The sequence below is a fragment of the Flavihumibacter sp. UBA7668 genome (genome assembly GCF_002483205.1).
Classification (GTDB): Bacteria; Bacteroidota; Bacteroidia; order Chitinophagales; family Chitinophagaceae; genus Flavihumibacter.
The window spans coordinates 524,622-551,512 of record NZ_DLHM01000005.1 but is presented as its reverse complement, the minus strand read 5'-3'; the positions used below and the strand labels follow the sequence as shown (position 1 = coordinate 551,512).

The 26,891-nt window shown below is 43.2% G+C and carries 18 protein-coding genes; 4 read left to right on the top strand and 14 right to left on the bottom strand.

The window, feature by feature from the left end:
* Window positions 1–71 precede the first annotated feature (71 nt).
* The 7 genes from atpA to B2746_RS14385 all read right to left on the bottom strand — a co-directional run bounded on the left by atpA (window position 72) and on the right by B2746_RS14385 (window position 9,300).
* Complete coding sequence (atpA, locus tag B2746_RS14415) at window positions 72–1,652, bottom strand: F0F1 ATP synthase subunit alpha (RefSeq protein WP_290795267.1); 1,581 nt, start codon at window positions 1,650–1,652, stop codon at window positions 72–74.
* 26 nt (window positions 1,653–1,678) lie between these two features.
* Window positions 1,679–2,242, bottom strand: a complete 564-nt coding sequence (gene atpH / locus B2746_RS14410; RefSeq protein ID WP_290795265.1) for an ATP synthase F1 subunit delta — start codon at window positions 2,240–2,242, stop codon at window positions 1,679–1,681.
* A gap of 28 nt (window positions 2,243–2,270) precedes the next feature.
* Window positions 2,271–2,774, bottom strand: coding sequence for a F0F1 ATP synthase subunit B (atpF, locus tag B2746_RS14405; RefSeq protein WP_290795262.1), 504 nt, complete (start codon window positions 2,772–2,774; stop codon window positions 2,271–2,273).
* Between the two features lie 338 nt (window positions 2,775–3,112).
* The gene (atpE, locus tag B2746_RS14400) at window positions 3,113–3,361 is read right to left on the bottom strand and encodes an ATP synthase F0 subunit C (protein WP_150848847.1); all 249 of its coding nucleotides are present in this window, start codon (window positions 3,359–3,361) and stop codon (window positions 3,113–3,115) included.
* Window positions 3,362–3,404: 43 nt separating this feature from the next.
* Complete coding sequence (gene atpB, locus B2746_RS14395; protein ID WP_290795260.1) at window positions 3,405–4,502, bottom strand: F0F1 ATP synthase subunit A; 1,098 nt, start codon at window positions 4,500–4,502, stop codon at window positions 3,405–3,407.
* A gap of 769 nt (window positions 4,503–5,271) precedes the next feature.
* A complete protein-coding gene (locus B2746_RS14390) occupies window positions 5,272–7,062 on the bottom strand; it encodes an ABC transporter ATP-binding protein (protein ID WP_290795258.1) in 1,791 nt (596 codons plus the stop codon).
* A gap of 12 nt (window positions 7,063–7,074) precedes the next feature.
* Window positions 7,075–9,300: a hypothetical protein gene (locus B2746_RS14385; protein ID WP_290795256.1), complete on the bottom strand. Its 2,226-nt coding sequence runs from the start codon at window positions 9,298–9,300 to the stop codon at window positions 7,075–7,077.
* 145 nt (window positions 9,301–9,445) lie between these two features.
* Here B2746_RS14385 and B2746_RS14380 point away from each other — a divergent pair, with 145 nt between their 5' ends.
* From B2746_RS14380 to B2746_RS14365, 4 genes are all read left to right on the top strand, one after another.
* Window positions 9,446–10,132 (top strand): response regulator, encoded by a 687-nt coding sequence (locus B2746_RS14380; RefSeq protein WP_290795254.1) that lies wholly within the window; start codon window positions 9,446–9,448, stop codon window positions 10,130–10,132.
* A gap of 29 nt (window positions 10,133–10,161) precedes the next feature.
* On the top strand, window positions 10,162–11,217 hold the full coding sequence (locus B2746_RS14375) for a sensor histidine kinase (RefSeq protein ID WP_290795252.1): 1,056 nt from the start codon (window positions 10,162–10,164) through the stop codon (window positions 11,215–11,217).
* A 63-nt stretch (window positions 11,218–11,280) separates the two neighbouring features.
* Window positions 11,281–13,779 carry a gliding motility-associated C-terminal domain-containing protein gene (locus tag B2746_RS14370; RefSeq protein WP_290795249.1) on the top strand — a complete coding sequence of 833 codons (2,499 nt, stop codon included), beginning with the start codon at window positions 11,281–11,283 and terminating at the stop codon, window positions 13,777–13,779.
* Between the two features lie 28 nt (window positions 13,780–13,807).
* Complete coding sequence (locus B2746_RS14365) at window positions 13,808–14,269, top strand: GNAT family N-acetyltransferase (RefSeq protein WP_290795247.1); 462 nt, start codon at window positions 13,808–13,810, stop codon at window positions 14,267–14,269.
* A 50-nt stretch (window positions 14,270–14,319) separates the two neighbouring features.
* On the opposite strand, the gene B2746_RS14360 is transcribed toward B2746_RS14365, so the two are convergent.
* From B2746_RS14360 to B2746_RS14330, 7 genes are all read right to left on the bottom strand, one after another.
* On the bottom strand, window positions 14,320–15,156 hold the full coding sequence (locus tag B2746_RS14360; protein ID WP_290795245.1) for an endonuclease/exonuclease/phosphatase family protein: 837 nt from the start codon (window positions 15,154–15,156) through the stop codon (window positions 14,320–14,322).
* Window positions 15,157–15,167: 11 nt separating this feature from the next.
* On the bottom strand, window positions 15,168–16,955 hold the full coding sequence (locus B2746_RS14355) for a RagB/SusD family nutrient uptake outer membrane protein (protein ID WP_290795243.1): 1,788 nt from the start codon (window positions 16,953–16,955) through the stop codon (window positions 15,168–15,170).
* 19 nt (window positions 16,956–16,974) lie between these two features.
* Complete coding sequence (locus tag B2746_RS14350) at window positions 16,975–20,211, bottom strand: SusC/RagA family TonB-linked outer membrane protein (RefSeq protein ID WP_290795241.1); 3,237 nt, start codon at window positions 20,209–20,211, stop codon at window positions 16,975–16,977.
* Window positions 20,212–20,336: 125 nt separating this feature from the next.
* A complete protein-coding gene (locus tag B2746_RS14345; protein ID WP_290795238.1) occupies window positions 20,337–21,596 on the bottom strand; it encodes a DUF5690 family protein in 1,260 nt (419 codons plus the stop codon).
* 538 nt (window positions 21,597–22,134) lie between these two features.
* Window positions 22,135–22,551: a hypothetical protein gene (locus tag B2746_RS14340; protein WP_290795237.1), complete on the bottom strand. Its 417-nt coding sequence runs from the start codon at window positions 22,549–22,551 to the stop codon at window positions 22,135–22,137.
* Between the two features lie 62 nt (window positions 22,552–22,613).
* Window positions 22,614–23,972 (bottom strand): hypothetical protein, encoded by a 1,359-nt coding sequence (locus tag B2746_RS14335; RefSeq protein ID WP_290795235.1) that lies wholly within the window; start codon window positions 23,970–23,972, stop codon window positions 22,614–22,616.
* Window positions 23,973–24,006: 34 nt separating this feature from the next.
* Window positions 24,007–26,802: a TonB-dependent receptor gene (locus B2746_RS14330; RefSeq protein WP_290795233.1), complete on the bottom strand. Its 2,796-nt coding sequence runs from the start codon at window positions 26,800–26,802 to the stop codon at window positions 24,007–24,009.
* Window positions 26,803–26,891 lie beyond the last annotated feature (89 nt).

The window sequence follows — 26,891 nt, the reverse complement described above, 5'->3', positions numbered from 1 at the left end:
TTCATCTTTCACCTCCTACTTCCCACTTCCCACTTCCCACTTCCCACTTCAAAGATCCTAGTTCCAACGGCTTACTTCTTCATCTGTGCTGCAATTCCCTTGGCCAGCTCAACCATCTTGCTTACACCATCATCCGGCAATCCGCCTTTTTTGAATTCAGCAAGCACGTTGGGTAATTTCACTTCCATTTCATGCAGGAACTGCTCTTCGAATTCTTTCACTCTGTTTACAGGAACATCACGAAGTAAGCCCTGTGTACCGAGGTAAATGATAGCTACCTGCTTTTCAACTGAAAACGGTGAATATTGAGCCTGTTTCAAAATTTCCACGTTACGTGCACCTTTATCCAAAACCAGTTTGGTAGCAGGATCCAGGTCTCCACCGAATTTAGAAAACGCTTCCATCTCACGATACAATGCCTGATCCAGCTTAAGGGTACCAGCCACTTTTTTCATGGACTTGATCTGCGCATTACCACCCACACGACTAACCGAAATACCTACGTTGATCGCCGGACGGATACCCGCATTAAACAGGTTACCTTCAAGGAAGATCTGACCATCCGTAATGGAAATTACGTTGGTTGGAATGTAGGCAGATACGTCACCAGCCTGAGTTTCGATGATCGGCAAAGCAGTTAAAGAACCACCACCTTTAACCAGGTGTTTGATACTTTCCGGCAAATCATTCATATTTCGTGCAACTTCATCTTTACCAATGATTTTTGCAGCACGCTCCAGTAAACGGCTATGCAGATAAAATACATCACCCGGATATGCTTCGCGACCCGGAGGGCGACGCAAAAGAAGTGACACTTCACGGTATGCTACGGCCTGCTTGGACAAATCATCATAAATGATCAGGGCAGGGCGACCGGTATCACGGAAAAATTCACCAATTGCAGCACCGGCAAATGGTGCATAGAACTGCTGAGGAGCCGGATCGGATGCAGAAGCAGCTACGATCGTAGTGTATTGCATCGCACCGTTCTCTTCCAGCGTTTTCATAACACCAGCAATGGTAGATGCTTTCTGACCAATTGCCACATAAATACAATAAACAGGTTTTCCAGCCTGGAAAAATTCTTTCTGATTGATAATGGTATCCACCGCAATCGCTGTTTTACCAGTCTGACGGTCACCAATGATCAATTCCCGCTGACCACGACCTACCGGAATCATCGCGTCAATTGCCTTGATACCCGTTTGCAGCGGCTCTTTTACAGGTTCACGAAAAATAACCCCCGGTGCTTTCCGCTCCAATGGCATTTCGTATAATTCTCCGGTAACAGGCCCTTTACCATCAATCGGCTGACCCAATGTATTGATAACCCGTCCTACGAGTCCTTCTCCTACTTTAATAGAAGCGATCTGACCGGTTCTTTTTACTTTATCACCTTCTTTAATTTCAGAAGACTCACCCATCAATACCACCCCCACATTATCTTCTTCGAGGTTCAGCGCAATCGCTTTTACCCCATTGGCAAATTCCACCAGCTCACCTGCACGAACATTACTCAGTCCGTATACACGGGCGATACCATCACCCACCTGCAAAACGGTACCCACTTCTTCCAGATCGGCAGAAGTGTTAAAGTTGCTCAGCTGCTGGCGCAGTATCGCTGATATTTCATCTGGTTTAATGTCTACCATATAGCTTTATTTAGACTTTTGTTTTATTATCTGAGTTTCTGAATATACATGTTCTCCACGAACTGCTTCTTAATTGCCTGTAAATCGTGGCGGATACTTGCATCATATAATTGATCACCGATCTGCGCAAGAAATCCACCCAAAATAGATTCATCCAGCTTTTCCTTTATTTCCAGGGTTTTAGAAGCATATTCCGGCATCTTATTGAAATTGGAAACTATGCCAGCCTTCACTTCTTCTGAAACAGGAATAGCAGTTGTAAGTTCCAGAATTTCGATATTCTTCATCTTGCGATAAATTGTATCAAATGCATCCAAAATTTCCGGCAATCCGATTTCACGGCCTTTTTCAAACAGCAGTTTGAAAAACAATTCTGTTAACTGACTTACTTTACCTCCAAAAATTGCAGTAAAGATGGCCTGTTTTTTATCCTGACGGATAATCGGACTTTTAAGCACATAATCCAATTCCCCGGTTGTTGCAACCCGCAATAAATCCACATCATTTTTTATGGCATCAACCTGGTTGGTTTCAACAGCCATATCCATAAGGGCTTTTGCGTATCTCTTGGCAACACGTGTATTGCGCATAATTTATTTTTTCGGGAGGTGTTCTTTTTTAGTTCCTTGAAGTGGTGCTTAATTCATTAGCGAGATTGCGGATATAACTCTCCTGCTCGCTTTTGGATGCCAGTTCGCGGCGAATCACCTTCTCCGTTACTTCGATCACCATATTACCAATGACATTTTTCACCTCTGTCAAAGCTGCATTTTTCTGCTGCTCGATGGATGCCTGTGCATCAGCCATGATTTTTCCTGCTTCTATTTTCGCCTGCTCTTTTGCTTCGTTTACAATTTTATCTTTCAACTCTTTGGCTTCTTTCAGCAATTGTGAACGTTCTTCACGGGCTTTCGCCATTAATGCTTCATTTTCACTTTTCATCTGAGCCATTTCCAGCTTCACTTTTTCTGCTGTTGCAATGGAATCAGCGATGTTTTTTTCTCTTTCAGAAAGAGAGGAAATGATTGGCTTCCAGGCAAATTTCTTCAAAATGAAGAATACTATCAGGAAGGCAACCAGGGTCCAGACAAAATAACCTAAGGCAGGCAGTAATAATTCCATGTTAGCAAATTAAAAAGTAAAAATTTAAAAGTAAAAATTCAAAAGTGGCATTCCGAAATTTCCAACCACCATACAAAATCTGACATCTTACAACCAAAATCTCACCTCTCACTTCTTATCTCTCACCTCTCTCTTTTCACGTTTCACCTCTCTCTTCTCACATTTCACCTCTCACGTTTCACCTCTTATCTCTCACCTCTCTCTTTTCACGTTTCACCTCTCACGTTTCACCTCTTATCTCTCACCTCTCTCTTCTCACGTTTCACCTCTCACGTTTCACCTAAAAAAAGCCGGTCCTCGGCCCTGTGCTCCGGACCAGCTAATTTCTTTCGCGTGGATTAGGTGGTCAATACCGCCAGAAGACCCGCGATTACAGCGAAGAGGGCAACACCCTCGATAAACGCTGCAGTCAGGATCATGTTTCCACGAATGTCGTTGGCAGCTTCAGGCTGGCGAGCGATAGACTCAACCGCACCTTTACCGATCTGACCGATACCGATTCCAGCACCGATCGCAGCCAGTCCGGCACCGATAGCGCCACCCAACTGAGCCTGACCTACTTCCAACAGGATGTTCATGATAGACATACAATTTGTGTTTTGTGTTTTATAAAAAAAAGTTCGAGCTATTTTAAATCACTACCGGATCCTTATGACCGGCAGCATCTTCATGGTGATCACCTTCCATTGCCTGCCCTATAAATACAGCAGTCAGGTTGGTAAAGATGAAGGCCTGAATAAATGCAACCAATAATTCAATCACATAAATGAACACGGAAAATGCAATGGATACAGGAGAAAAACCCCATCCTGCTACGGTGCTCATTTGTCCGAATATGAAAATCAGGGAAACAAAACTCAGGATCACAATGTGACCGGCAGTCATGTTGGCAAAAAGACGTATGATAAGGGCAGCCGGTTTGATGAATACACCCAATAATTCAACCGGAATCAGGATCAGCTTAACCAGAAAAGGTACTCCGGGAGGCCAGAATATATGTCCCCAGAAATGACCATTTGTACTGAAAATAATTACTACAAAAGAGATAATTCCAAGTAAGGCAGTAAACGCGATATTTCCAGTTACGTTCGCAGCCCCTGGTAATAATCCGAACAGGTTATTGATCAGAATAAAGAAAAATATGGTCAGCAGGTAGGGCAGGTATTTCTTGTATTTATGTCCCAGGTTGGGCTTTGCCACTTCATCTCTAACAAAGGTAATTACTGGCTCCACTGCATTTTGTAATCCACTTGGCGCTTTATTAGCACCATTTGCAGCATATTTTTTCGCGATACTCGTCATGATCAGCACAAGCGTAATCACAGCTAACAGCATTTGTACCACATTTTTGGTCATGGAAAAATCATAGGCCTTAACCGATGTATCCACATTTCCATTGGCATCTACAGCAACAATATGTTCATGATCCAATTTATATCCTTCATGTATCGCCTCACCATGGTGAAAATGGGAAGAAGAAAATACACTCAAACCGCGTTGGGGAGAATAGATTATTACAGGAAGCGGTATGGTAACATGGGTTTGACCAACCGTAAAGAAATGCCATTCATGTGAATCAGCAATGTGGTGCAAAATAGCTTTACCTGCATCAAACTTGGCAGCCTCACCGTGTCCATCGCCTTCATTGGCCTGAACAGCAGTACCAAAACATAGTAAAATTGCGCTGAAACTCGCTACCAGTATAGATTTGACGCTATTCCTTCCCATGCCGTTTCTAAATTTTGCGCAAAGATAGGAAGGAATGGCAAATAATAAAGTAAGAAGTTAAAAGTTAGAAGTAAAAAGTTGGGAACCGGCAGTTCGTAGTTTAAGATAAATTGCAGACAGGTTCTAAAAGATGCTTATAAAACTTTATTTATATCTGATTTTCAATCAATTAGGTTTATTCATTAAACTTCCAACATTCATTTTATGGTCTCCCTGATTTTCACGATTCACACCTTGCCCATTCACCATTCACCATTCACCATTCACCATTCACCATTCACTATTCACCATTCACTATTCACCATTCACTATTCACTATTCACCATTCACTATTCACCATTCACTATTCACAATTGCGCCTGCTTCGGCTCCCTCCCGGAAAAACCAAACCGGGACCGCCAACTTCTCCGTCTAATTTCATAGTAGTTTCTTGCATTTGGGAGCAATTGCACAACTTTCACCTATCTGACTTCTCCTCTTTCTTCCCTTCCTCCTATTTCCCCTCTCCGTCCTCCCTTCTCCCTTCTCACTTCTCCCTTCTCACTTCTCCGTCCTCCCTTCTCCATTGCCTCCTCTCCTGGCATTTACCCGGCGGGAACAGGACCATTGGTCACTATTACTTCAGTATGCTATGGGAAAACAGAGCCCCTTCTACCCTTCCCCTTCCTCCTATTTCCCTTCTCCCCTCTCCCTTCTCACTTCTCCCTTCTCACTTCTCACTTCTCCCTTCTCACTTCTCACTTCTCACCTCCTTCCCCCTTCTCACTTCTCACTTCTCACCTCCTTCCCCCCTTCCCTCAAACTGGGATTCGTACAAACTATGGTAGTATCCTTTATTTTCCAGCAATTCTTCATGTGTACCGATTTCCTTTATCTCCCCTTTATCCAGCACAATAATCTTATCTGCCTTTCGGATGGTGCTGAGGCGATGGGCAATAACAATTGCCGTACGGCCGGAGATCAGGGTATCAATTGCATGCTGAATCAGCTGCTCACTTTCCGTATCCACACTTGAAGTAGCTTCATCCAGAATCAGAATTCCCGGATTATATAAAAGAGCGCGTATAAAAGAAAGAATCTGCCGCTGACCCAAAGAAAGCGTGGCGCCCCGTTCCATCACATTGTAATCATATCCGCCGGGCAGGGTCTCAATAAAATCGTCCACCCCGATCAGCTTCGCGGCATGTTCCACCTGCGCTCTGGTGATAGTCGGATTCCGCAGGGTAATATTCTCCAGCACAGAACCGGAAAAAAGGAATACATCCTGCAATACCACACCGGTTTGCAGCCGCAGCGCCTCCAGCTTAAATTCCTCCACAGGCACCCCATCAATTCGAATCTGTCCTTTATTAATATGATATAATCGGTTTAGTAAGCTGATAATGGAGGTCTTTCCACTGCCTGTATGTCCAACCAGTGCCACCGTTTCGCCTGGCTGAACAGTAAAATTCAGGTCCCGTAACACATATTGATCCTCTTTATAGGCAAACCATACATGGTCGAATTCAATCTTCCCGTTAATTTTTTCAGGCGCATAACTGCCTTCTGTTTTGATATAATCATCATTATCCAGCACCTTAAATACCCGCTCACTGGCCACCATGCCCATTTGCAGTACGTTGAATTTATCGGCAATAACCCGAAGCGGACGGAACAATAAATTCAGGAACAAAATAAAGGAGATCATCTTCCCAGCCATCTCTGCGGCTTCTTCCGGTGGAAGTTGCAGCGCATTACTGGCTGCCCACCAAACCAGCAATCCGGTAGACACCGCCAAAACGATTTCCACCACCGGGAAAAATACGGAATAGGCAAAAATGGCATTGATATTGGCATTCCGGTGCTCGCGGTTGATTTTTTTAAACTTCTCCGATTCCCGCTCTTCGGCGGCAAATGTCTGAACCACCTGTATTCCGGTCAGGTGTTCCTGCACAAAGGCATTCAGCGCAGAAACCGCATTGCGTACCCTTATAAAAGACCGGTTTACACTTTCTTTGAATATATAGGTTGCCAGTATCAAAAAAGGAAAGGGAGCCAGACTGATCAGAGCCAGTTTCCAGTCCACCCAGAACATCACAAAAAGTATCGAAATAATAGAGAGAAAATCCGCAATAATCGGAATCAGTCCGTCTGAAAAAACTTCATTCACCGATTCAATATCATTGATGGTGCGAGTGGTAAGGGTTCCGATTGGTGTGGTGTCGAACTGGGAGAGATTCAATCCCACCACTTTATTAAAGACCCGCACCCGCAGGTTTTTCACCACCGATTGTCCGAGCCAGGAGGTCGTGAAAGTAAAAAAGAAACGGAACAGGGTCTCCACCAGCAGCAATCCGAATTGAATCAAAGTAATTCGGATAACCCAGTCGAGCATCCCGTTCCGTATATAGGTATTAACCGTTAATTGGATCAGCCAGGGCCGAACCGGTGTAAGCAAAGCCAGCAATATCGCAAGCACCAGCGACCAGATCACTTTTTTCTTGTACGGAGCCGCAAGGCTGAAAATCCGTCTCAACAAAGCCACATCAAAAATCTTCTTGTTCGCAGAGGTCGATGACATTCCGCAAATATATTACTCTTCCTCTTCCACGCCTCTGTATGCTTTGATAAAGATGGCTCCCAGATTTTTGTACGGTGGAATATAATCATCAAATCGCTCCTTGGCTTCACCGGTAAATAATTTACCCAACTCCGCCCACATCGGCATCCACTCAACTGCAGCACCATTGCGAAGCGATGTATTGATGGAGTTCAGAATCGGTTCGTTTACCGCACGGGTTCCAATTTGCTTGGAAGAGATGATATGGGCATCCGGACTGATTGTCAGCACATCATTCAGGTTATTATAACCACCACAGGAACCGAGCACAACGATACGTGCACTTGGTGTTATCTGATTCAACGAAGATTTCACATGATAACTATGTCCGCGATGAATATACACAGTTGGATACAATTGGTTTTGATCGAGGTATTCCTGCAATTTGGCCTGTGCTTTGGCATCCGGATCATCCAATCCGTACAAAGGTTTATTGGCAAAGATCCAAACCGATTTACCCTTGGTTGATTTGATGGTTACAAAATCCTTATTCTCCGTAATCGCCCAATCAGGCTTGCCTTTAAAAAGCGTCATGAAATTGGCATAGGAATTTTGACCGTCTTTATCGTCATCACCATAGAAAAATACCTGTTGTATAACCCTTCCGGCAGAATCCGCAAGGCGCTCAAACGGAACATTATAAACCGGTGGAATTCCCAATGCCTTCGAAAGATCTACTTTCGAAGTGGTATCAGCCGATTCAAAAAGGGTCTTTTCTATCTGGTAGATTTTTTGTCCGTTCAGGTCACCATTCTGCACATTTCGTTCATAATTCAAACGGGCTTCTTCCAGCATATTGGCGGCAAGCACTTTATTCTTTTCAAATATACTGGAATAGGCATCGGCCACGTCCACGGCATCTTCCACACTATTGATGGTGGTATTTTTTTCCAGTCCGAACATGAAAGATTTCATAAGTACGGTGGCATTGGAATCAGGCATTAATTTCAGCAGGGTATCCAGTTCATTGTAAGCGGCTGCCATTTTGATGAACTTTCTGAAATAATCAAAATTCACTGACATAAAAAGGCTGTCAGTTGGCGTGCCTTTCAGTTTGGTAACAATGCGTTTGAATACACCCCGGTAACTGGAAGTATAAATTTCATCTTCGCCCAGCACACAGAGGAAATAAAGTTCCTGCGGACTCAGCGGCTCCACCACTTTGAAACGTACCGGATCCTGGGCGTTATGCAATCCATTGATCTGGCTGATAAAATACTGACGGGCTTTATTATCCATGCGCTCGATGAGGGCTTTGCGCTCCATGGGCGTGTCTTTCTGCAGCATCCGTTCGGTATGGGATAGGCGGGTTTTCACCATCAGCCGGTAATATTCAAGATCATTGTCCTTTACTTTATCGACGTCTTCAAAAGTCAGTTTACCCCGATAGATCTCATCAATAAAGGGAAAGTATAACTGACCGCTCCGGCTGGAAGCCATTTCGGCAATTACTTTCACCACCGGATCAGGGTGAATTCGGATATAACGTGCCAAAGCATCGTTTGAAGCGGCATAATCGTACACTTTCCGCGGATCACGTTTTGCTTCTGCAGCAATCAGACTATCCCGCTTAGGGTAGGCAAAATTGGTTTTGAGGAAGGGCATGGTACGTTCCGGATATAATTGCAGGTACTTGATCTGCAGGATATCCTTACTTGCTTTCACTCCACTGTTTTCAGGATAAGTAAAGCAATCTATCAGGATTTTTCCTACCCAATAGTGCGATTTGGCTACAATTGGGTCAATTCCCTTTAATTTTCGATCAAGCGCAACGGCCTGACCAAAATTTTCCACCATTTCAGGAGCCAGGGCGGGCTGAATCTGGCGGGCTCTTGCACCGGAGCCAAAGTTCCGGGCGAGGATTTCCATCCCCTTTAAATATTTAATTTTTTCGTTATCTTTTAGAAGGGTGTCCAGTTCAACCGATTTTTGCAGCGCATCGAGCTGGTCGAGCATGGCAAAACGAACGGCACTATTAATCGTTTCATCCTTTGTAACGGGTATATATCCCTTGTAATGGGAACCCGGCTGCTGGAAAAGCTTTTTCTGTTCTTTATCCAGGTTTTCATGAAAGATCACACGGCTTCTCTCCACCGGATAAGATGGCTTAGGCAAACCCTGGTAGGCACTTGCCGATGTTTGAGCGATGGACCCCAGACTGGCAATAAGCAGTCCGGCAATGGGTAACAGTTTATTCATAGATAATGATCCTTGGATTCAAATTTACACAATGCAACACCAGCATAACGTTGCGATAACACTAAAATTGCCCTTAACAATTTCATAATCGCCTGAAAATTGGCTGCTTACCGGTTGCCGTTAACTTTGCGTAAACAAATCGTTAATGGATAACAGGGAAAAAAAGATACTGATTGCCGATGACGAACCGGATATTTTGGAAATTATCCAATACAATTTGCAGGCGGAAGGTTATACTGTTTACACCGCAAAAGACGGGGATGAAGCCCTGATGCGGGCGAAACAGATCAAACCCGACCTCATCATTCTGGACATCATGATGCCAAAGAAAAACGGGGTGGAAGTTTGTGAAATATTACGATCCCAACCCGCCTATAAGGAAACCCTTATTATATTTCTGACCGCTCTGAGTGATGAATCTTCCCAGTTAAAGGGACTGGATACCGGAGCAGATGATTATGTGAATAAACCCATCAGTCCGAAATTGCTGACCAGCCGGGTAAATGCATTGTTTAGAAGAGTTACCAAAAAAGACGAAGCAGGATCGGGTATATTAATGCTCGATAATCTGGTGATTGATCCGGTAAAATTTGTGGTGATGGTGGGGGATACAGAAATCACCCTGGCTAAAAAGGAATTCGAATTGTTGTATTTGCTGGCCTCCCGCCCGGGCAGGGTATTTCTCCGCAATGAAATTCTGAACCAGGTTTGGGGCAATGAAGTAATTGTGGGCGATCGTACCATTGATGTACATATCCGGAAAATCAGGCAGAAACTCGGTTTGGATTGTATCACCACTGTAAAAGGGGTTGGATACAAGTTTGATTTATAAGTTCAAAACCGGGTTAACTTAGTGCCGACATGATTCAATTTAAAAATTTATCGCCCAGACAGGTAGCGTCGGTGCTGTCCTTTTCCATATCTGCACTTGTTGGCTTGGCTAATTTCATACTGGTGGATGACTGGGTGATTGCCCTTTCCTCTTTTGCGGTTCTTTTTCTGGTATCCTATCTGCTGATTTTTTATTTTTTGCAGCAGTTTATTTACAGGCGAATCAAACTCATTTACAAATTCATTTATCAAACCAAGGCTACCAAGCGGGAAGAGTTTTACAACAAGTATATTATCCCGCAAAAAAGTATTGATGAAGTAAAGGAAGATGTGGAGAAATGGGCTGTTCAGCGACAGGGTGAAATTGAACTGCTTCGTAAAAATGAGGCCTATCGGAAAGAATTTTTACAAAACCTGGCACATGAATTCAAGACCCCCATTTTTGCGATTCAGGGATATATCGATACCCTTTTAGGAGGGGCGATGGAAAATCCGGATGTGCGCAAACGCTTTCTGGAGAATACCAGCCGAAATGTAGACCGGTTGGTGAACCTGATGAATGACCTGGATGAAATATCGCGACTGGAAAGTGGTGAGCAGGTTTTATACAAACAGTATTTTGTAATTCAGGATCTGATCAAAGAAGTAATTGAATCGCTCTCCATTAAATTAAATCAGAAAGAAATTCTGGCTTCCATCAAAAAGGGATGTGAGGCGCCAGTTTATGTTTTTGCAGATAAGGAAAAAATCCGTCAGGTGTTGATTAACCTGATTTCGAATGCAACCAAGTATGGTAAGCCGGGAGGAACTATCGTAATCAGCGTGTACAATACCGATGAGTTTAAAGTGTTGCTGGAAGTAAGTGATGACGGAATTGGTATTGAGGAAGCGCATCTTTCCCGCATTTTTGAACGGTTTTACAGAACTGATAAAGCCCGTAGCCGCGATAAAGGCGGTACTGGTCTGGGCCTCGCCATCTGCAAACATATTATTGAAGCGCACGGCGAATCCATGCATGTGCGCAGCAAGCCGGATGTGGGTACAACAATCGGGTTTACGCTGTCTTCTACAAGAGGTGAGGGATAATTCTCTAGAATTTAATCAATAAATTTTGAAAGAAATTATTTCTTTTCTATTTTGTTGCATCCTATGAAGTATTTAGTACCCTTATGCGTATTGATTTGTTCCTGTATTTCATCTTACTGTCAACAACCCATACTTGATTGGGCAGGAACATTTGAATATCGAAGCCACGCTTATCATGGAGGTGATAATGGCCGAGCAATTGCAGTTGACCAAATTGGAAATGTTTATTCAACAGGGTTATTTAAAGGCCCGGTTGATTTTGATCCCGGACCAGGCGAATTGGTGATAACTGCAGGCAACAGTATAATGAGTCAGAGGGGGATTTATGTAACCAAACAAAGCTCCACAGGAGAAATAATCTGGGCTGGACAATTTCCACTATCAATTGAATTTTCACAAGTCAATATTGTTGTTGACAAAATGGGTAACACCTATATTAGCTCTTATTTAAATGAGGTTGCTGATATGGATCCTGGTATTGGAGAATATCTTGCAACACCCATTGGAACAAGAGATGTATTTGTTGTAAAGTTGAATCCAACTGGTGATTTAGTTTGGATTAAACAATTTGGAGGAAAAGAATACGATACCGTCTGCGATCCAAACTCACTTACCATAGATAGCGAAGGAAATTTAATTATAATCGGAAAATTTTCAAAAACTATAGATTTTGACCCTGGACTGGAAGAATTTAACCTTCGTGCCGAGAGAACCATGATAGGGTTTATAGTGAAATTAAATTCAAATGGAGAATTTATTTGGGCCAGAAAAATTGCAGAAGACAATCCAGCCAAAAACAGTTATATAGAAGCCAATGACATTGATGCTGATGAAAATGGGAACATTCTATTAGCAGGTGTTTATAGTGGTGAATGTGATTTTGACACTGGCAAAGATTCCTCCATAATGAGAACAGGAGGCTGGGGAGAAATATTTGTTTTGCTGCTAGATCCAAATGGTAATTGTATCTGGGTTAGATCCTTTGGAAACAATTCAAATTATCAAAGACTATACAGTCATGGAGTTAGTTTTGATAAAAAAAACAATATCTATATAGCTGGAGCATTTGGTGGCACACAGGATTTCGACCCAGGCCCCAATTCAAAGCTGCTGGTTTCAAATTCGCCTTCGGCTGCATATATACTTAAACTATCAAAATCAGGCGAGTTTCTTTGGGTAAAACAACTGGGAAACCAGCTTTTAAACGCAGCGCATGATATAGGAGTTGATCCTGAAAACAATGTTTATTCTTGTGGCATATTTTCAGGAACCATCAACTTTGACCCTGGCATAACTGATTATACATTGCAAAATCTAAATAATGAAGGTCTTGTAATCAGGTATTCTGAAGATGGTGATTTTGGGTTTCTAACCAGATTTGAGAAAATCTCAGAAAGCGGGGGGCTTTTTTTGCGCAAAATGGTTGTAGGCTCGAACCGGGCTTTATACTTTACAGGTTCTGTAAATGGGGCAGTCGATGCAGATCCCGGTCCAAATGAATATAAAATTCATGGGGGAGGTTCATCCATGCCGTATGTTATAAAATTAGCCCCTTGTCCTGGCAATACATATTCTACGCTCTCAGTAAACACATGTAACCAATTTAAATTGGGAAACCATACTTTTGACAGTAGCGGCTCCTATACAGTTTCCATCCCAAATTTAAAAGGATGTGATTCAATAATTAACCTCGATCTCACAATAATAAAAAATAAAATAACGCAACGAATTGAAATTTGTGAAGGTGATCAATTTTATGCCGCCGGTAAATTCCAAACTACTTCCGGAAGTTATGTTGACTCGCTTGAAAGCTTGAACGGATGCGACTCAATTCTAACTACAGAGCTTATTGTAAGATCAAAGCCGGTACCAACCTTAGGGCCAGACCGGGATCTTTGTGAAGGAGTGAGTATAATTATTAATCCAGGAATATTTGTAACTTACGAATGGCAAAATGGAGACAATTCCAAGGAACAAATTATAACCAAGCCCGGATTATATTGGGTAAATGTTACAGATATAAATAATTGTTCGGCTTCAGACAGCCTGAATATCGTAAGCATCAGACAAAATCCGATAAATTTTCTACCTTCATCTGATACCATTTGCAAAGGCAACACTAAACTGTTAGCACCATCGAAACCATTTATTAAATATTATTGGTCCACAGGAACAGTAACCAACAATATTACCATAAATTCAGCCGGAACATACTTCTTAGAAGTTGAAGATAACAATGGCTGCAAGGGAATCGAAAGCATTAAGATTATTGAAAAAGATTGTTTAAAAGGAGTCTATATTCCTACCGCATTTTCTCCAAATGGAGACGGCAAAAATGACTTCTTCAGGGCAATTGTATATGGGAAACTACGAAAATTTAGTTTGACAGTATTTGACAGGTATGGTTCAATCGTATTCCATACGATTGAACCCAATAATGCCTGGAATGGTGTAATAAATGGGTTGGCACCAACCGCTTCCAATTATGTTTGGCAATGCTCCTATGAGTTTGAAAATGAGTTACCGTCTCACAAAAAAGGATCTCTTATCCTCATAAAGTGATATATTTCAGCAAAAGAAGAATAACTATATGGTATCAACAAAGAATGTTGAAATATGTAAAGCAATTCCATCGGATTTTAATGACGTGTATGAGCTGTTAAAAGAGTTTGCCGTCTTTATAAAAACGCCGGAGAAGCTGACCATTACATTGGAGGATATGAAAAAGGATGCATCCATTTTCAATTGTCTGATTGCCGTTTCGGAAAACCGGATTATCGGCTTTGCCACTTATTTCTTTGCTTATTATTCCTGGACAGGAAAATCAATTTACCTGGATGATTTGTATGTTTTACCTGAGCACCGGGGTGCTGGTATTGGAACACAACTGATGGATAGGGTGATTGGTATCGGCAGGGAGGAAGCTTGTAAAAAAATGCGCTGGCAGGTATCGAGATGGAATAAAAAAGCGATTGAGTTTTATCGCCGGAAAGGTGCTGTCATTGATGACGTGGAAATAAATTGTGATTTCCCACTTGGTACATATAGATAAAAAAAGCCCTACGCAAATGCGTAAGGCAGTTAGGAGTTGAAGGGGTTGGATTAATAGTCCAACGCAGCTAAAACAGGGTAATGATCAGAAGGAAATTTACCGTGATAGGTATCGGTTAATATACCATAGCGGGTAACTTTAAATGGTTTGCTGATAAAAATATGGTCGATGATATCTTTTGATTTTGGAAATGGGCGGAAGCTGTTGAAACTTCCATTAGGTGTATAGGGGTCTTTTGCCAGCGTATAGGTATCTTTTAAACCGGCACTCTGCTGAATCTGTGTGTACCAGGCAGACTGATGATTGCCATTGAAATCGCCCATCAGAATAACAGGAGATTTACCGGCAATGGCTTCGATTTTTTTCAGAATCAGTTTACTGCTTTCTGTTCTTGCAACAACACCCTGGTGATCATAATGTACATTGAAAACATAGATCGTTTTTTTTGCTTTTTTATCTTCCAGTTTCAGCCAGGTGCATATGCGATTGTGTTTGGCGTCCCATCCAAATCCCGGCGCCTCCGGTTTTTCAGACAACCAGAAATCGCCGCTGTCTTTCACCAGAAACCGATCCTTTTTATAAAATATAGCTGAATGTTCGCCTTTTGATTTGGCATCATCCCGACCCAGTCCGTAAAATGCATAACCGGGAAGTGCTGCCTGTAGATCATCTAACTGGTGCCTTAACCCCTCTTGTGTGCCAACAATATCAAACTGATGAAAGCGGATAAGAGCGGCACATACAGGGGCACGATCCTGCCAGAGATTTCCGGAATCGCTCTGGTTGGCATAACGGATATTGAAGGTTCCGGTAATAAGTTGCTGGGCATGGAGGGAAAAGCTGGCGACAATAACCAGCAGAAGAATCGTTGTTTTTTGATAGTTCATGTTTTTTTAATTTATTCCCAGCCGGGGTTTTGTCCGAGTGCCGGGTTAATCAAAAGATCATTTGTAGGAATAGGATAAAGGTATTTTTTATCTTCCCATTTCCGTTCAATATTATTTAACCAGCGAATTTCACCACTTGTTTCAGCAGCCAGTTGCTGCGGGTTGGCATTGCCGTTAGCAAGTTTGGGCGACACATTCACAAAACTAACACCCGGAATGGCGGCAGGTGCTGTACCACTGTAAAAAAGCACATCCATTTTACCATCTTCGTTTAAATCAAGGGGTGTATTGAGCGCCGGAACATAAAATCCGTTCCATGATTTAGCAAGCAACTCTCCTCTTTTCCAACGGATGAGATCGTTGTACCGTAATCCTTCCCATGAAAGCTCAATGCCTCTTTCTCTGCGAATCTCCAGCAGTACAGGATCTGAAATGGCGGGAAAATAATTTTGCTGGAGATAGGAATCTATAGTTACTGGCAGACTGGTTAAGCCGCCAGTGATACCAGCCCGACCCCTTAATGCGCCAATGGTTTTTGACCAATCTTCATTGGTAATAGTACCCAATTCTGCTTTTGCTTCTGCATAGTTCAACAACACTTCAGCATAACGGATCAATGAAATGGAATTATCATTTCTTGTACCACCATCATAGAACATATCATCGAGGCACCATTTGATTGGCTGATAACCGGTATAGGTATACGAAAACACAGGAGGTGCTGCTTCAGTAACACCGGCATTCACGCGTTTGTAATCACCCATGCGAATGGTTTGTTGTAATCTTTTATCACGTCCTTTTACTTCTTCCTGAAAAAGCATGGTTTGATAACCAGGCGTATTGGTAAATGGTGTGCCATCCAGGTTGAGATAGGTATTTACAAAATCACGGGTAAAACTCAAACGGGAACCATAAGTTGCGGAAGTCCAGTACCAGTTGGCATCATTCAACACATTCAGCGTTGCATCAGCAATATTGGAGAGAATGATTTCATTCCGGATGGGTTGTTTGCTGATAAATAACTGACGATAGGATTGTTCGGATCCACCTGCGGTGTTCAGACTAAAGCCGCCTTCAGTCATTACTTCTTCTGCAGCATCTGCTGCCTGTTGCAGCCAGGTATTGGCAGTGGATTCAAGTCCGTTTGCCAGACCTGCAGCATGGTATTTCCGGAAGGTGCCTTCGAAGAGACAAATCCGTGATTTATATGCCAGTGCTATGTATTTGGTGATCATACTGCGGGTAGCATCAGTAGTGGTGATATTTTCGCAGGCGTAATTGAGATCGCTTAATACAGAGTCCATAACCAGACTACGTGGGTCGCGCGGTTTTTTCAATTGAACTGAATCATTCACAGCGATGGTTTTTCCATACCAGGGCACATCCCCAAAACGGACTACTTTATTGAAATAAAAGAGCGCGCGAAAGAATCTTGCCGTAGCCTGGTAATTGGTACGGATCGCTTCCGGTACGGCGGGATTATTATTATTTTCAATAAAATAGTTGATATTCCTCAGAGCTGTCCAGCTCCAGCCAGAGCCTTGTAAAGGTGTGAATCCGTTTGCTGTAAGAAAGGTTGGCACATCTGTTCTTGCCCCATAATCGCTCATATTATCTGCTCTTACCACATCACCTGCAGCCGGCAAATCATTGTAAAAGGAAGTTGCATACAATTGCAATCCCTTTTCACTTCCGAAAACAGCATTTTTATCTGCCGTAGCAACGGGGGAAAGATCCATTTTTTTGCAGCTGATTGCCAGTGTTGACATTACTGCTGCGGATAGTATCAGTTGTTTCATTTGAGTTTGATTTTTTGAATTAGAATCCGATGGTCAAACCGATTGTCCAGCCTTTTAAAATCGGGTAGTTATTACCATTACCACTTCCACCTGTTGTAAGTACACGGTCGGATCCCTGGATATTTTCCACATCGAGGTTACGGGTAACTTTATACATGGGTGAATAGGTCCAGATATTATCACCCGAGATAAACACACGGGCCTGTTCCATTTTTAATCTGCTGATGATTGCTTTTGGAATATTGTAACCGAACTGCAGATTTTTCAAACGGATATAAGCGGCGTTTTGCAGGTATTTTGTCTGACTTACATTCAGAGACCGGCCGGTGCCCTGCGCTATATAACCACGAAGGCGCGGGAAATAGGTATTGGGGTTTTCTTCTGACCAGATTTCATCCACCATTTCAGAAGGAATTCTGTTATAAGGACGATTATAGGGTCCCCAGAAAGCATCCGCTTCAGCACCAGGCCACCAGTCCTGTTGGGCTACACCCTGGAAGAAAACACTGGCGAAGAAATTGTTCCATTTGAAATCAAAGAGCGCTCCGAATGTGTATCGGGGTGTGGAGTTACCAATGATTTTGCGATCACCCGGATCGGCCAGTGTATTGGCACCGGTATTGATTACACCATCCTTATTCAGGTCTAGGAATTTAATATCACCAATTAAAGTGGTTCCTGAGTTGGAACTTTTAATAAGGGATTGGGCAGCAGCCTGATCGATATTTTCTGCAGTGAAAAAACCATCGGTTACATAACCCCAGATTTCACCCAGCTTCTGACCAACATAATAATCATTCAGCCGTTTATCGGGGTTATTGTATTTGGTAATCTCTGATTGGTAGTCTGCAAGTGAGAGACGGATACCATATCCGTAGGGTTTTCCGCCAATAGTTCCGCCATCGCGCCAGCTGGCAACAATTTCCCAGCCGGTGGTTTGCAGATCAGCATAGTTACCTTTTGGAACACCGGTACCGAAAACGGCAGGAAGTGTTGGACCATTCGTAAACATATCAAAGGTATTTCTTCTGTACCAATCAGCATTAATCTGAAGACGGTTATTGAGGAATGCGACATCAATTCCAAAATCGGTAGTGGTGGCAGTTTCCCAGGTGAGGTTATCGGGCAGCACACTTGGTTGTGAAGTGCTCTGCGGCCGAACACCACCCAATATGCGGCCAATTTGTGAGATGCTGAATTGTTCGATGAAAGAATAAGCAGCGATGCTTCCGTTACCGAGTGATCCATAGGAGCCGCGCAGTTTCAGATCAGAGATTCCTTTGGGATCGAGATTCCAGAATTTTTCCTTCGAAACCCGCCAGCCGGCAGATACAGAGGGAAAGAACGCGTATCGTTTGCTGGCCGGGAATTTGGAAGAACCATCATACCGACCATTAATTTCAAGCAGGTAGCGATCATCAAAACCATAGTTTACTCTGAAAAATCCACCACGTACATTCCATTCTTCAAAGGGTCCGCCTGTTGTGATGGCAGTTCCCAGTGCCAGGTTGATGCTTTCCGCACCTTCATATATAATTCCATTTCGTTGTGCCTGCAAGCCTTTGTATTGGGATTGTTCGTAGTTATAACCACCCAGCAATTTTATATGATGCAGGTCTTTAAAGGTGTTTTCATATTCTGCATAAATATTACTGGCGATGTATTGGGTCTCACGATAAGCAGCTGCGATATCGTTGGTATTGGTTCCCACATATTCAATTACACCAGGCCTTCTGCTGTAAGGCACGGCAACGCGGGTAGTGGTGGTATTATCATCCAGTTCCTGAATGGTGAAATCTCCTTTTACGCGAAGCTTTTTATTGAAGAATTCCGTTACGAGTGAAGTACGGTTTCGGAAGATCCGTTTATCAAAATCGATGCCGTTTTTGCCATAAACAAAATCGCCAACAGTATAGGCTGCCGAATAAGAAAGATTTCCATCGGGGTTAAATAAAGGCGACATTTCATGTCCTTCATCCGCGATGTTTCGCCAGATACCGCCACCTTCACCAACGTTGAGCGGGTTATGGTACAGCATATTGGAATAATCCACATTGTTTTCAATACGCAACCAGGGCAGGGCCTGCACGGAACCTTTACCGCGGATATTATAGAGGCGGTAATCATCGCTGTTATAGCGGAATAAACCGTTTTGTCCGAAGTAACGGGCGCTCACAAGAAAGCTTGCTTTATCACTGCTTCCACTTATGGAGATGTTCTGATCCATGGAGCCGGTACGATCCTTATATAATAATTTATACCAGTCGGTATTGCCGTAATAAACATATTCACCGTTTGCATTTACATCCACTTTAGGCAGAGACGGGTCGTTGTTACGGCGTTCGTATTCTTCCAGGTATTCCTGTGAAAATCGTACGGTTTTATTTACGTTTTGCGGGAATTGAGAATAATCGTTCCAGGCGCTCCAGGCTTCGTTGAACAATTTGGCGAAGGTGTATCCGTTGGTAACATAATCCGGAACAACAACAGGAGCTTTGGAAGAATAATTACTGTTGTAGGTGATGCTTGTTTTGCCTTTGGATGGATTTTTGGTGGTGATTAAAACAACGCCAAAAGCTCCTCTTGCTCCATAGATGGCGGCACTGGAAGCATCTTTCAACACAGTTACATTGGCGATATCATTTGGGTTTAATAAACTTGGATCACCTTCCACACCATCGATTAGTACAAGTGCATTTCCACCCTGACCAATGGATGTATTTCCGCGGATATTATACGCAGGTGATTGTGTTGGTTTTCCATCGCCCATCACGAGGTTGAGGTTGGGAATAAAACCCTGTAATCCCTGTGTTACGTTGGGAAGGGCCCGGTTTTCAAAAATCTTTCCGGATACCTGATCAACAGCTCCGGTAAGGTTGGCTTTTTTCTGTGTGGAGTATGCTACAACAACTACTTCATCGCCTATAGCAGTTGCGGGTATCATGTTTATTGGAAAAAAAAGAGTTCTGTCTGCAGCCACTGTGATAGCGCCCATTGTTTGAGGCTGGTAACCTACATAGCTTAGCGTGAGTGTGTAGTTTTCGCCGGCCGGTACATTGGTGAAAATAAATTGTCCGGCTGCATTGGTTTGCGTATTCAATTGCAGGGATCCCTGCTTGTTTTTAAGCTGAACGGACACGCCTTCCATGGCTGTTGCCTGTTCATTCTTTACCTCGCCTTTCAGGTCATATTGAGCCATACCTGAAAGTGACAGTACTACTGCCAGAAGAAAAAGCAGTAAGGGCTTGGTTTGCATGATGGTTAAATTTTTGCAAATCTCAATCCCGATTATTATGCGATTGTTAGACCATTGTTATGCTGCTATTACGAAAAATCAATTTGGTGTAGATTCTACATTTACTCCTGTTCTTTTTACCTGAATCAGTTGTGCGATTTTTGGAGTCTGAATTTTCTTGCGAAATAAATGGAAGAGGCAATCGTTGCGATTAATCCGATTATTCCGGTTATGAGTACCAGTTCCTGATAAAAATTCAACCAGGACAATTGGATGGAAAAAACAGATTTGCTGAGCAGAACGGTAACACTTCCTAGGTAGCCGAAAGAGTCTGCGAGATAAATCAGGAATCCAACGTTGCCGGCTATGCGAAAACTGGCAATAAGCCGTTCAAAGAGGATGCTGTTGAAGGGGATATAAACGAGGTAAAGACCGAGTCCCACTCCAAGCATCCAACTAAAGGTGGTAATATAGGAATGCTGGTAGGCGATGGTGATGACCAGGCTGAGCAGGAAGCCAATCGCCATAATCCAATGCGTGAGTTGCAGAGCTTTGTAATTATTCTTAAGCAACACCATGGAGGCAATTAGTAGCAACAGGATGATGGAGATAATGGTTTCTGTTTTTGCGAAGACGGTGAGGTTGTAAACTTCGCCGGAATCGCGCCACATATCTGCCATGAAACTATCACGAACTTCTCTGAGGATGGTAACAAGGGAGTAAACGAGAACCAGCAGGAATAAACCCGTTCCATAGGTTTTCAGGATACCGGTGCGCTGGCTGCCGGTCATGGGTAAACGGACGGTACGTTGTAGAATATCCTGTTGGGTGGGGGCTGGTATTTTTTCCATGAGGTAAACGAAGAGGGCAAGCGGAAAGGCGAATAGCGCTCCCGTAACGAAGGGCATCCAGTATTCGGTAACCTGCAGTTGTTGCATTACGAAGGAAGCGACGGATTTTGCCAATCCGGATCCGAAGATAAAGCTGACGGCGAGGGCGGCGCTGATGAAATCTGTCATGCGGCGGCCTTCGATATAGGAGAATACTACTCCCCAGAGCATACCGAGGGGGAATCCGCTGAAAAACAGGCAGGGCCAGTTGTAGGGGGGCGGAATGGCGCCGAAGGCCAGCCAGGAGAGCCAGGCTGCACCGGCGAGGGTGAGGATCAGTTTTCCTCTTCCGATGCGTTTCAGGGAGGCGATGAATTTGATTCCATAGAATTTGCTGGCCATATAACCGGCCACCTGGGTGATGACGAGGATGATTTTGTAATCGAGTCCGGCCAGCTGGTAACCCTCAAAGGCGGCTACGTTAAACGCTTTCCGGAAGGCGAACAAACTTGAGTACAGGCAAAATGCCACCAGTGCCGCATAAGCGGCTCCTAACCAGTCTTTTCTCGTGAACATGGTTTAAATATACAGGAAAGGTGTCAGACAGGTGTTAGGACAGTCTTCTAACAGTGTTCTAACAATTCATCCTGTTTTACCCCCCTCTTTGGGATAGCAATCCTGGTTTTCTCATTGTAGTATCAACCGTTCATGAACCGTTCATCTACCGTTCTTCTACCGTTCATGAACCGTTATAAAACGATGCATGAACGGTAGATAGACGGTTTAATAACGGTTAATGAACGGTTAGAGATACTATTAAAGCTATGAGTTAAAACATGGTAAGCAGCTAGAGGAGGAAGCTTAGAGTATCCCAAATTGCCTGAAAAAACCCGGTTCATAGACATGAACCGGGTATTAACTGCATGAGAAAATCTTGCTGCTATTGAAAACACAACAACTGAGCTTCAAATCTCGCCAGCTTGTGTTACCTGAACGTAAACCGGATGTTAAGTTTAAAAGATAAGAAAGGTGTCAGACAGGTGTCAGCAAAGTGTACTAACACCTGTCTGACATTTCTCTAACTATGTTCTAACATGTATCTGACGTCTCTCCATCAGCGTTCTAACTCCTGTCTGACGTTTAGCAGGAGCTCCCGCGAGAAAGTTGACATCGGAAAACTGTAGAGGCATGCATTTTTGATGTAGCGGAAATGGGGAACGGGACAGTCCAGGTTAAAGTAAAGGGTATTGTAGATGGAACCATCCACAAAGCAATAAATTTTACCCTGGCGGCTACAACCCGTTGCAGGAATGGTATCATAGCGGACATCCTCCATCATCGTCGAAATCTTTACCGTGTCAGCCAGAATCCGGTATTGATAAAAACGGTCTTCATCTTCCTTATCATAAAATAAGGCCTGAATACTATCAACCCGCACCATATCCGGGAATAAGCCATCGCCCACCGGTTCTTTTTTACCGGTACAGGATAACAATAATACAAGCAATAACACTGCTAAAATCTCTTTCATATTACAAAATAAAAAGGCCGCTTTGCATTGCTGCAAAACGGCACTTAAATTAATAATCAATATTAATACGCGTTGGATCTGGGATTGAAACTAGCCCAACCCTGTGCCCAGTTGGTAGTACCAAATGCGCCGAGGTAGGTGGTAGTTGTGAAATAACTATCCATTCCGGTAAAGCTGGCACCAGTTAATGCAGGTGACCCGGCTTTTGGCAGGAAGTTAGGAGCAGTCAGGTTGAATGGATCAGTCAGTTGAACATCATCTCTGCTTGCCAAAGTACGGTTGCCATCTGCCTCCGCTTTAGTCTTGAGAAGATCATTGGTTGCATAAACCGTTTTTGCACCATCATCCTGCACATTATATGGTTTAGTATAAACGGCAACAATATTATTTTTAAACTCAGACTGCCCATCTTTATAGGCCTGTGCAGTTGCTGCTGATTCCATAGAAAAACCTGCTTTTCTATGACCAATCAACAAAGAATTATTCAGAACAAAACGTGTCGCTCTTCTCCAACGATTAGAAAAACCGTGATTTGAATTGGAACCAGTTGTATCATATGGCCCGATTAATGTAAGATTCGAAAGATAAGGACGGGTAAAGGGTTCTGCAGTTGAACCAGATCCATCATTATCACACTCAATTCCATTGGCCTGGTCTGTATCTGCAGGTTTATCGCGCAGTGAAACGGCAAACTGAATTTTACCCTGATAACCGAAATCAAAATCGAAGTCATCATCCATGGTTCCCAATGCAATCAGATTCTTACAATTAACAGTACCGCCAAAGAACTCATACGCATCATCCGCACCGAAAGAAACCTGTACATTTTCAATAATTGTTCCGGAACCAACGCCACCTAAGGTCAGGCCATTGATCTCAGATCCAGGCTCTGCAGCAATACCGGAAAACTCAATCCGCACATACCGCAGTGTACCACTATTATCATCCGCTTTATTTCCACCATAAGGACGGTTTACACCACCTTCAATAATGGGTGCCGGAGAAGTTGGACGGTTGGTTGGCGCATTTCCCAGCAGGATGATTCCACCCCAATCTCCAGGAGCACGCTCGCCAGCCGGACGACCGGAGGTGAATACAATCGGCGCATCAGGACGGCCATCGGCCACCAGACGGGAACCGCGTTCAATAATGAGGGCGCCTTTATCACTCACATCACTTTTGATAATTGTACCTGGCTCAATGGTCAATACCGCTCCATTGTTAACATATACATATCCTTTCAAGGTCCAGGTTCCACGGGTAAGCGTAGTGCTTTGATCAATTGTTCCATTTAATACGCGGGCTGTGGTATCTGTTCCACCACCCGGATTATTAATGGTATCGCCAACTTCTACCTTAATACAGGAAGTAATGGTTACCGCACTGATCGCGATGAGGGCAAATTGTTTTACCAATTTCATTTTATACAGTTTAAAAAGTTGAGTTTTCTTGTTTCTATTTTTTTCTTAAGTCAAAGTCATAGGTAAAGCCTATAGATATCGTAGTGCCGGGGCGATAGGAGCTGAACAGGCGATCACCACTCCCCTTGTTGAATTCCTTGCTGCCACCAACATTTTCATAGAGATAAATTTCATTGTTCAGGATATCTGAGAAATTCAGCTTCAGTTCCCCTTTCTTATTCATGATTTTCTTCGATAGTTGAAAATCAAGCAGGTGACGGGGACGCTCATAGATATCCGGGAACTCACCATTACCAACCAGTGCGAGGCGAGGTCCGATTCGGTTATACAATACAGTTGCATTGAAAGCTGATTCGGATGAATACTGCAATCCGGCATTGATCAGGTAAGGTGACTGACCCTGAATCGGACGGTTTGAATTAAGGGTTTGACCGGATGATGTTGCATCAGGAAAACTTACATCAGAAAACAGGTAGGTAAAGTTTCCAAAAGCCGTCATATTGTTCAGGAACTTACTATCCCCCAGAAAGTCCATATTCTTACGAATCTCCAGTTCAGCACCATAGGTATTTGCCTCTGCTGCATTCTGGAAAAAATACAAGCGGCGATCCGCATTCGATCCCGGATCCAAACGGAATTCAATCGGATCAGTAAACCTTTTGTAGAACGCACCTACCGTAAATGCCTCCCCAGCTTTTGGATAAATTTCATACCGTAAATCCAGGTTCAGGATTTTTGTACGTTTCAAATCAGGATTACCAGATACGCCATAGTTTGATTCATAGTCGAAGAACTGGAAGGGTGCAATTTCACGAAACTCCGGACGGGCAACTGTCTGGAAAGCAGCAAAACGAATATTCTGTGTTGTATTTATAGAATAGGTCAGGTTTACAGATGGAAGGAAATCGTAAGTCTCTGTATTTACATTGATTCTCTTTGCCGTTACATCTTTGGAAGTAAGGTATTGTTCAAAAAACTCTAAACGGGCTCCCCACACCAGGCGGATTTTATCGCTCAATTTATTATCCAGCATAAGGAAACCTGAATTGATGGCAGAGATCCCGAAATATTTATCCGAGTTCCCGGTAAAATCATCCATCACGTAGCCGTTCAAACCAAAATTTTCCTTCTTAAAAATCTGATCATAAGGCAGACTAACCAGCTCATCATTGAAGTTCGGCAGACTAGCTTCCCGATAGCGGAAAATTCGGGAAGAGAAATCACGGAAACGTATAATGGTAGAGGCACCGAATTTGAAATTCTGCTTCTCATCAAACAAATTAAAGGGCAGGGTAAAAGCACCCGAAGCAGTAACGGTATGATCAGAAAGATCAGACCAGAAACGACGGGAATCATCCGGGTCGATTTGTTTGATATTGCTTCCAAATGCCTGGGTATATTGCTGCGTGCGCAGATCCGGTTGATCGCGGGTTACCAGAGAATAACCGGCATTCCACCGGAATTTTGCCTTAGCAACAGATAATTGATGATCTCCTTCCAACTGACTGCTGAAGAAATTCCGCTGGTTCAGGAAAGAAGAGTAAAAATCAACGTTCTGATTTCTGTTATTATTAACCCCGCCACGAATGAAATAATTATCATCGTAAAAACGGTTATATATGTTCTTAAACGATATCTTATTTTTCTTTTGAGAGTAGGTCAGGTTGATCAATGCACCAATATTGGTCTGGTAACGATTTTGCTGATCTTCAAATTGAAATATGGCAGATCCATCATTCTGGCTGAACTGACGATCCACATTGTATTTGATCATAGAATTCCGATACACCACAGAAGCAATCAAACCTAATTTTGCATCATTCTTCAGGGTACGCGCAGTACCATAAGAAAGATTATAGGTCATTATCGGTAAGGCAGTAACTGTACGCTGACCATAGACATCATCCCGGAACAATTTAGAATCGGTTATCTGATCATTTACATTCTGTCCGCGGTATTCCTGTGGTGATCCCGGAAAACCTGCCGGAAATTTGCGGGTACCATCATCAAAACCAAGCCAGTCAGTAGAGGTCCTTTCATTGGAAACAAAATCCTTGAACACCGAGTTGGTATTGAAACCAAACTGAAATCCAACAGAAAGAAAATCTTTGGTAGGAATATCTTTTGTCTGCACCTGAATCAAACCACCTGCAAACTCACCGGTTAATTCAGGGGTTGCGGTTTTATTGATAATGATGTTATCAATCATATTGGCCGGAATCACATCAAAAGAAAAGGCTTTGCGGTCAGGTTCAGACGAAGGCAACTGTGCGTTGTTAATGAATGCCGCATTATACCGATCACTCAAACCACGGATAATTACAAATTTATTATCCTGAATAGAAGCACCACTTACCCTTTTCAACACTTCACCGGTAGTGCGGTCCGGCGTACGCTTGATCAAATCAGCAGCGATACCACTGGATACTGCCGTATTATTCCGTTGCAGGTTAATCAGTGCTGAAGTGGTTTCCTTACGAACCGAAGTACGAACAATCACTTCTCCCAATTCTGATTTATTCTCCAATACAATGGTTACCGTATTCTCTACCCCTTCTTTCAAATCAATTTCTTCCACCAGTTTGGTATTGTATCCGGCACTTGAAACACGGATAACGTATTTTTTTCCCAGCACCAGGTTTAAACTGAATCGTCCCTCCACATCAGCAGCCACTCTTTGTTGTGCACCTTCAACAGCGACGGTTGCGCCCGGTACCGGTTCATTTTGAGTATTGATAACTTTACCGCTGAGTTTAACTGTTGTTTGTGCTGCGGCAGTTAATCCGGAAAACAGCACCAGTAACAACAGATAGTAAAACTTTTTGCTCACAACTAAGGGGTTTATTTGCGGGCAAAAGTAGACGGGCAATATTATCGCCCTGTTACGACAGCGTTAACGAATTGTAACCCGAATATTAC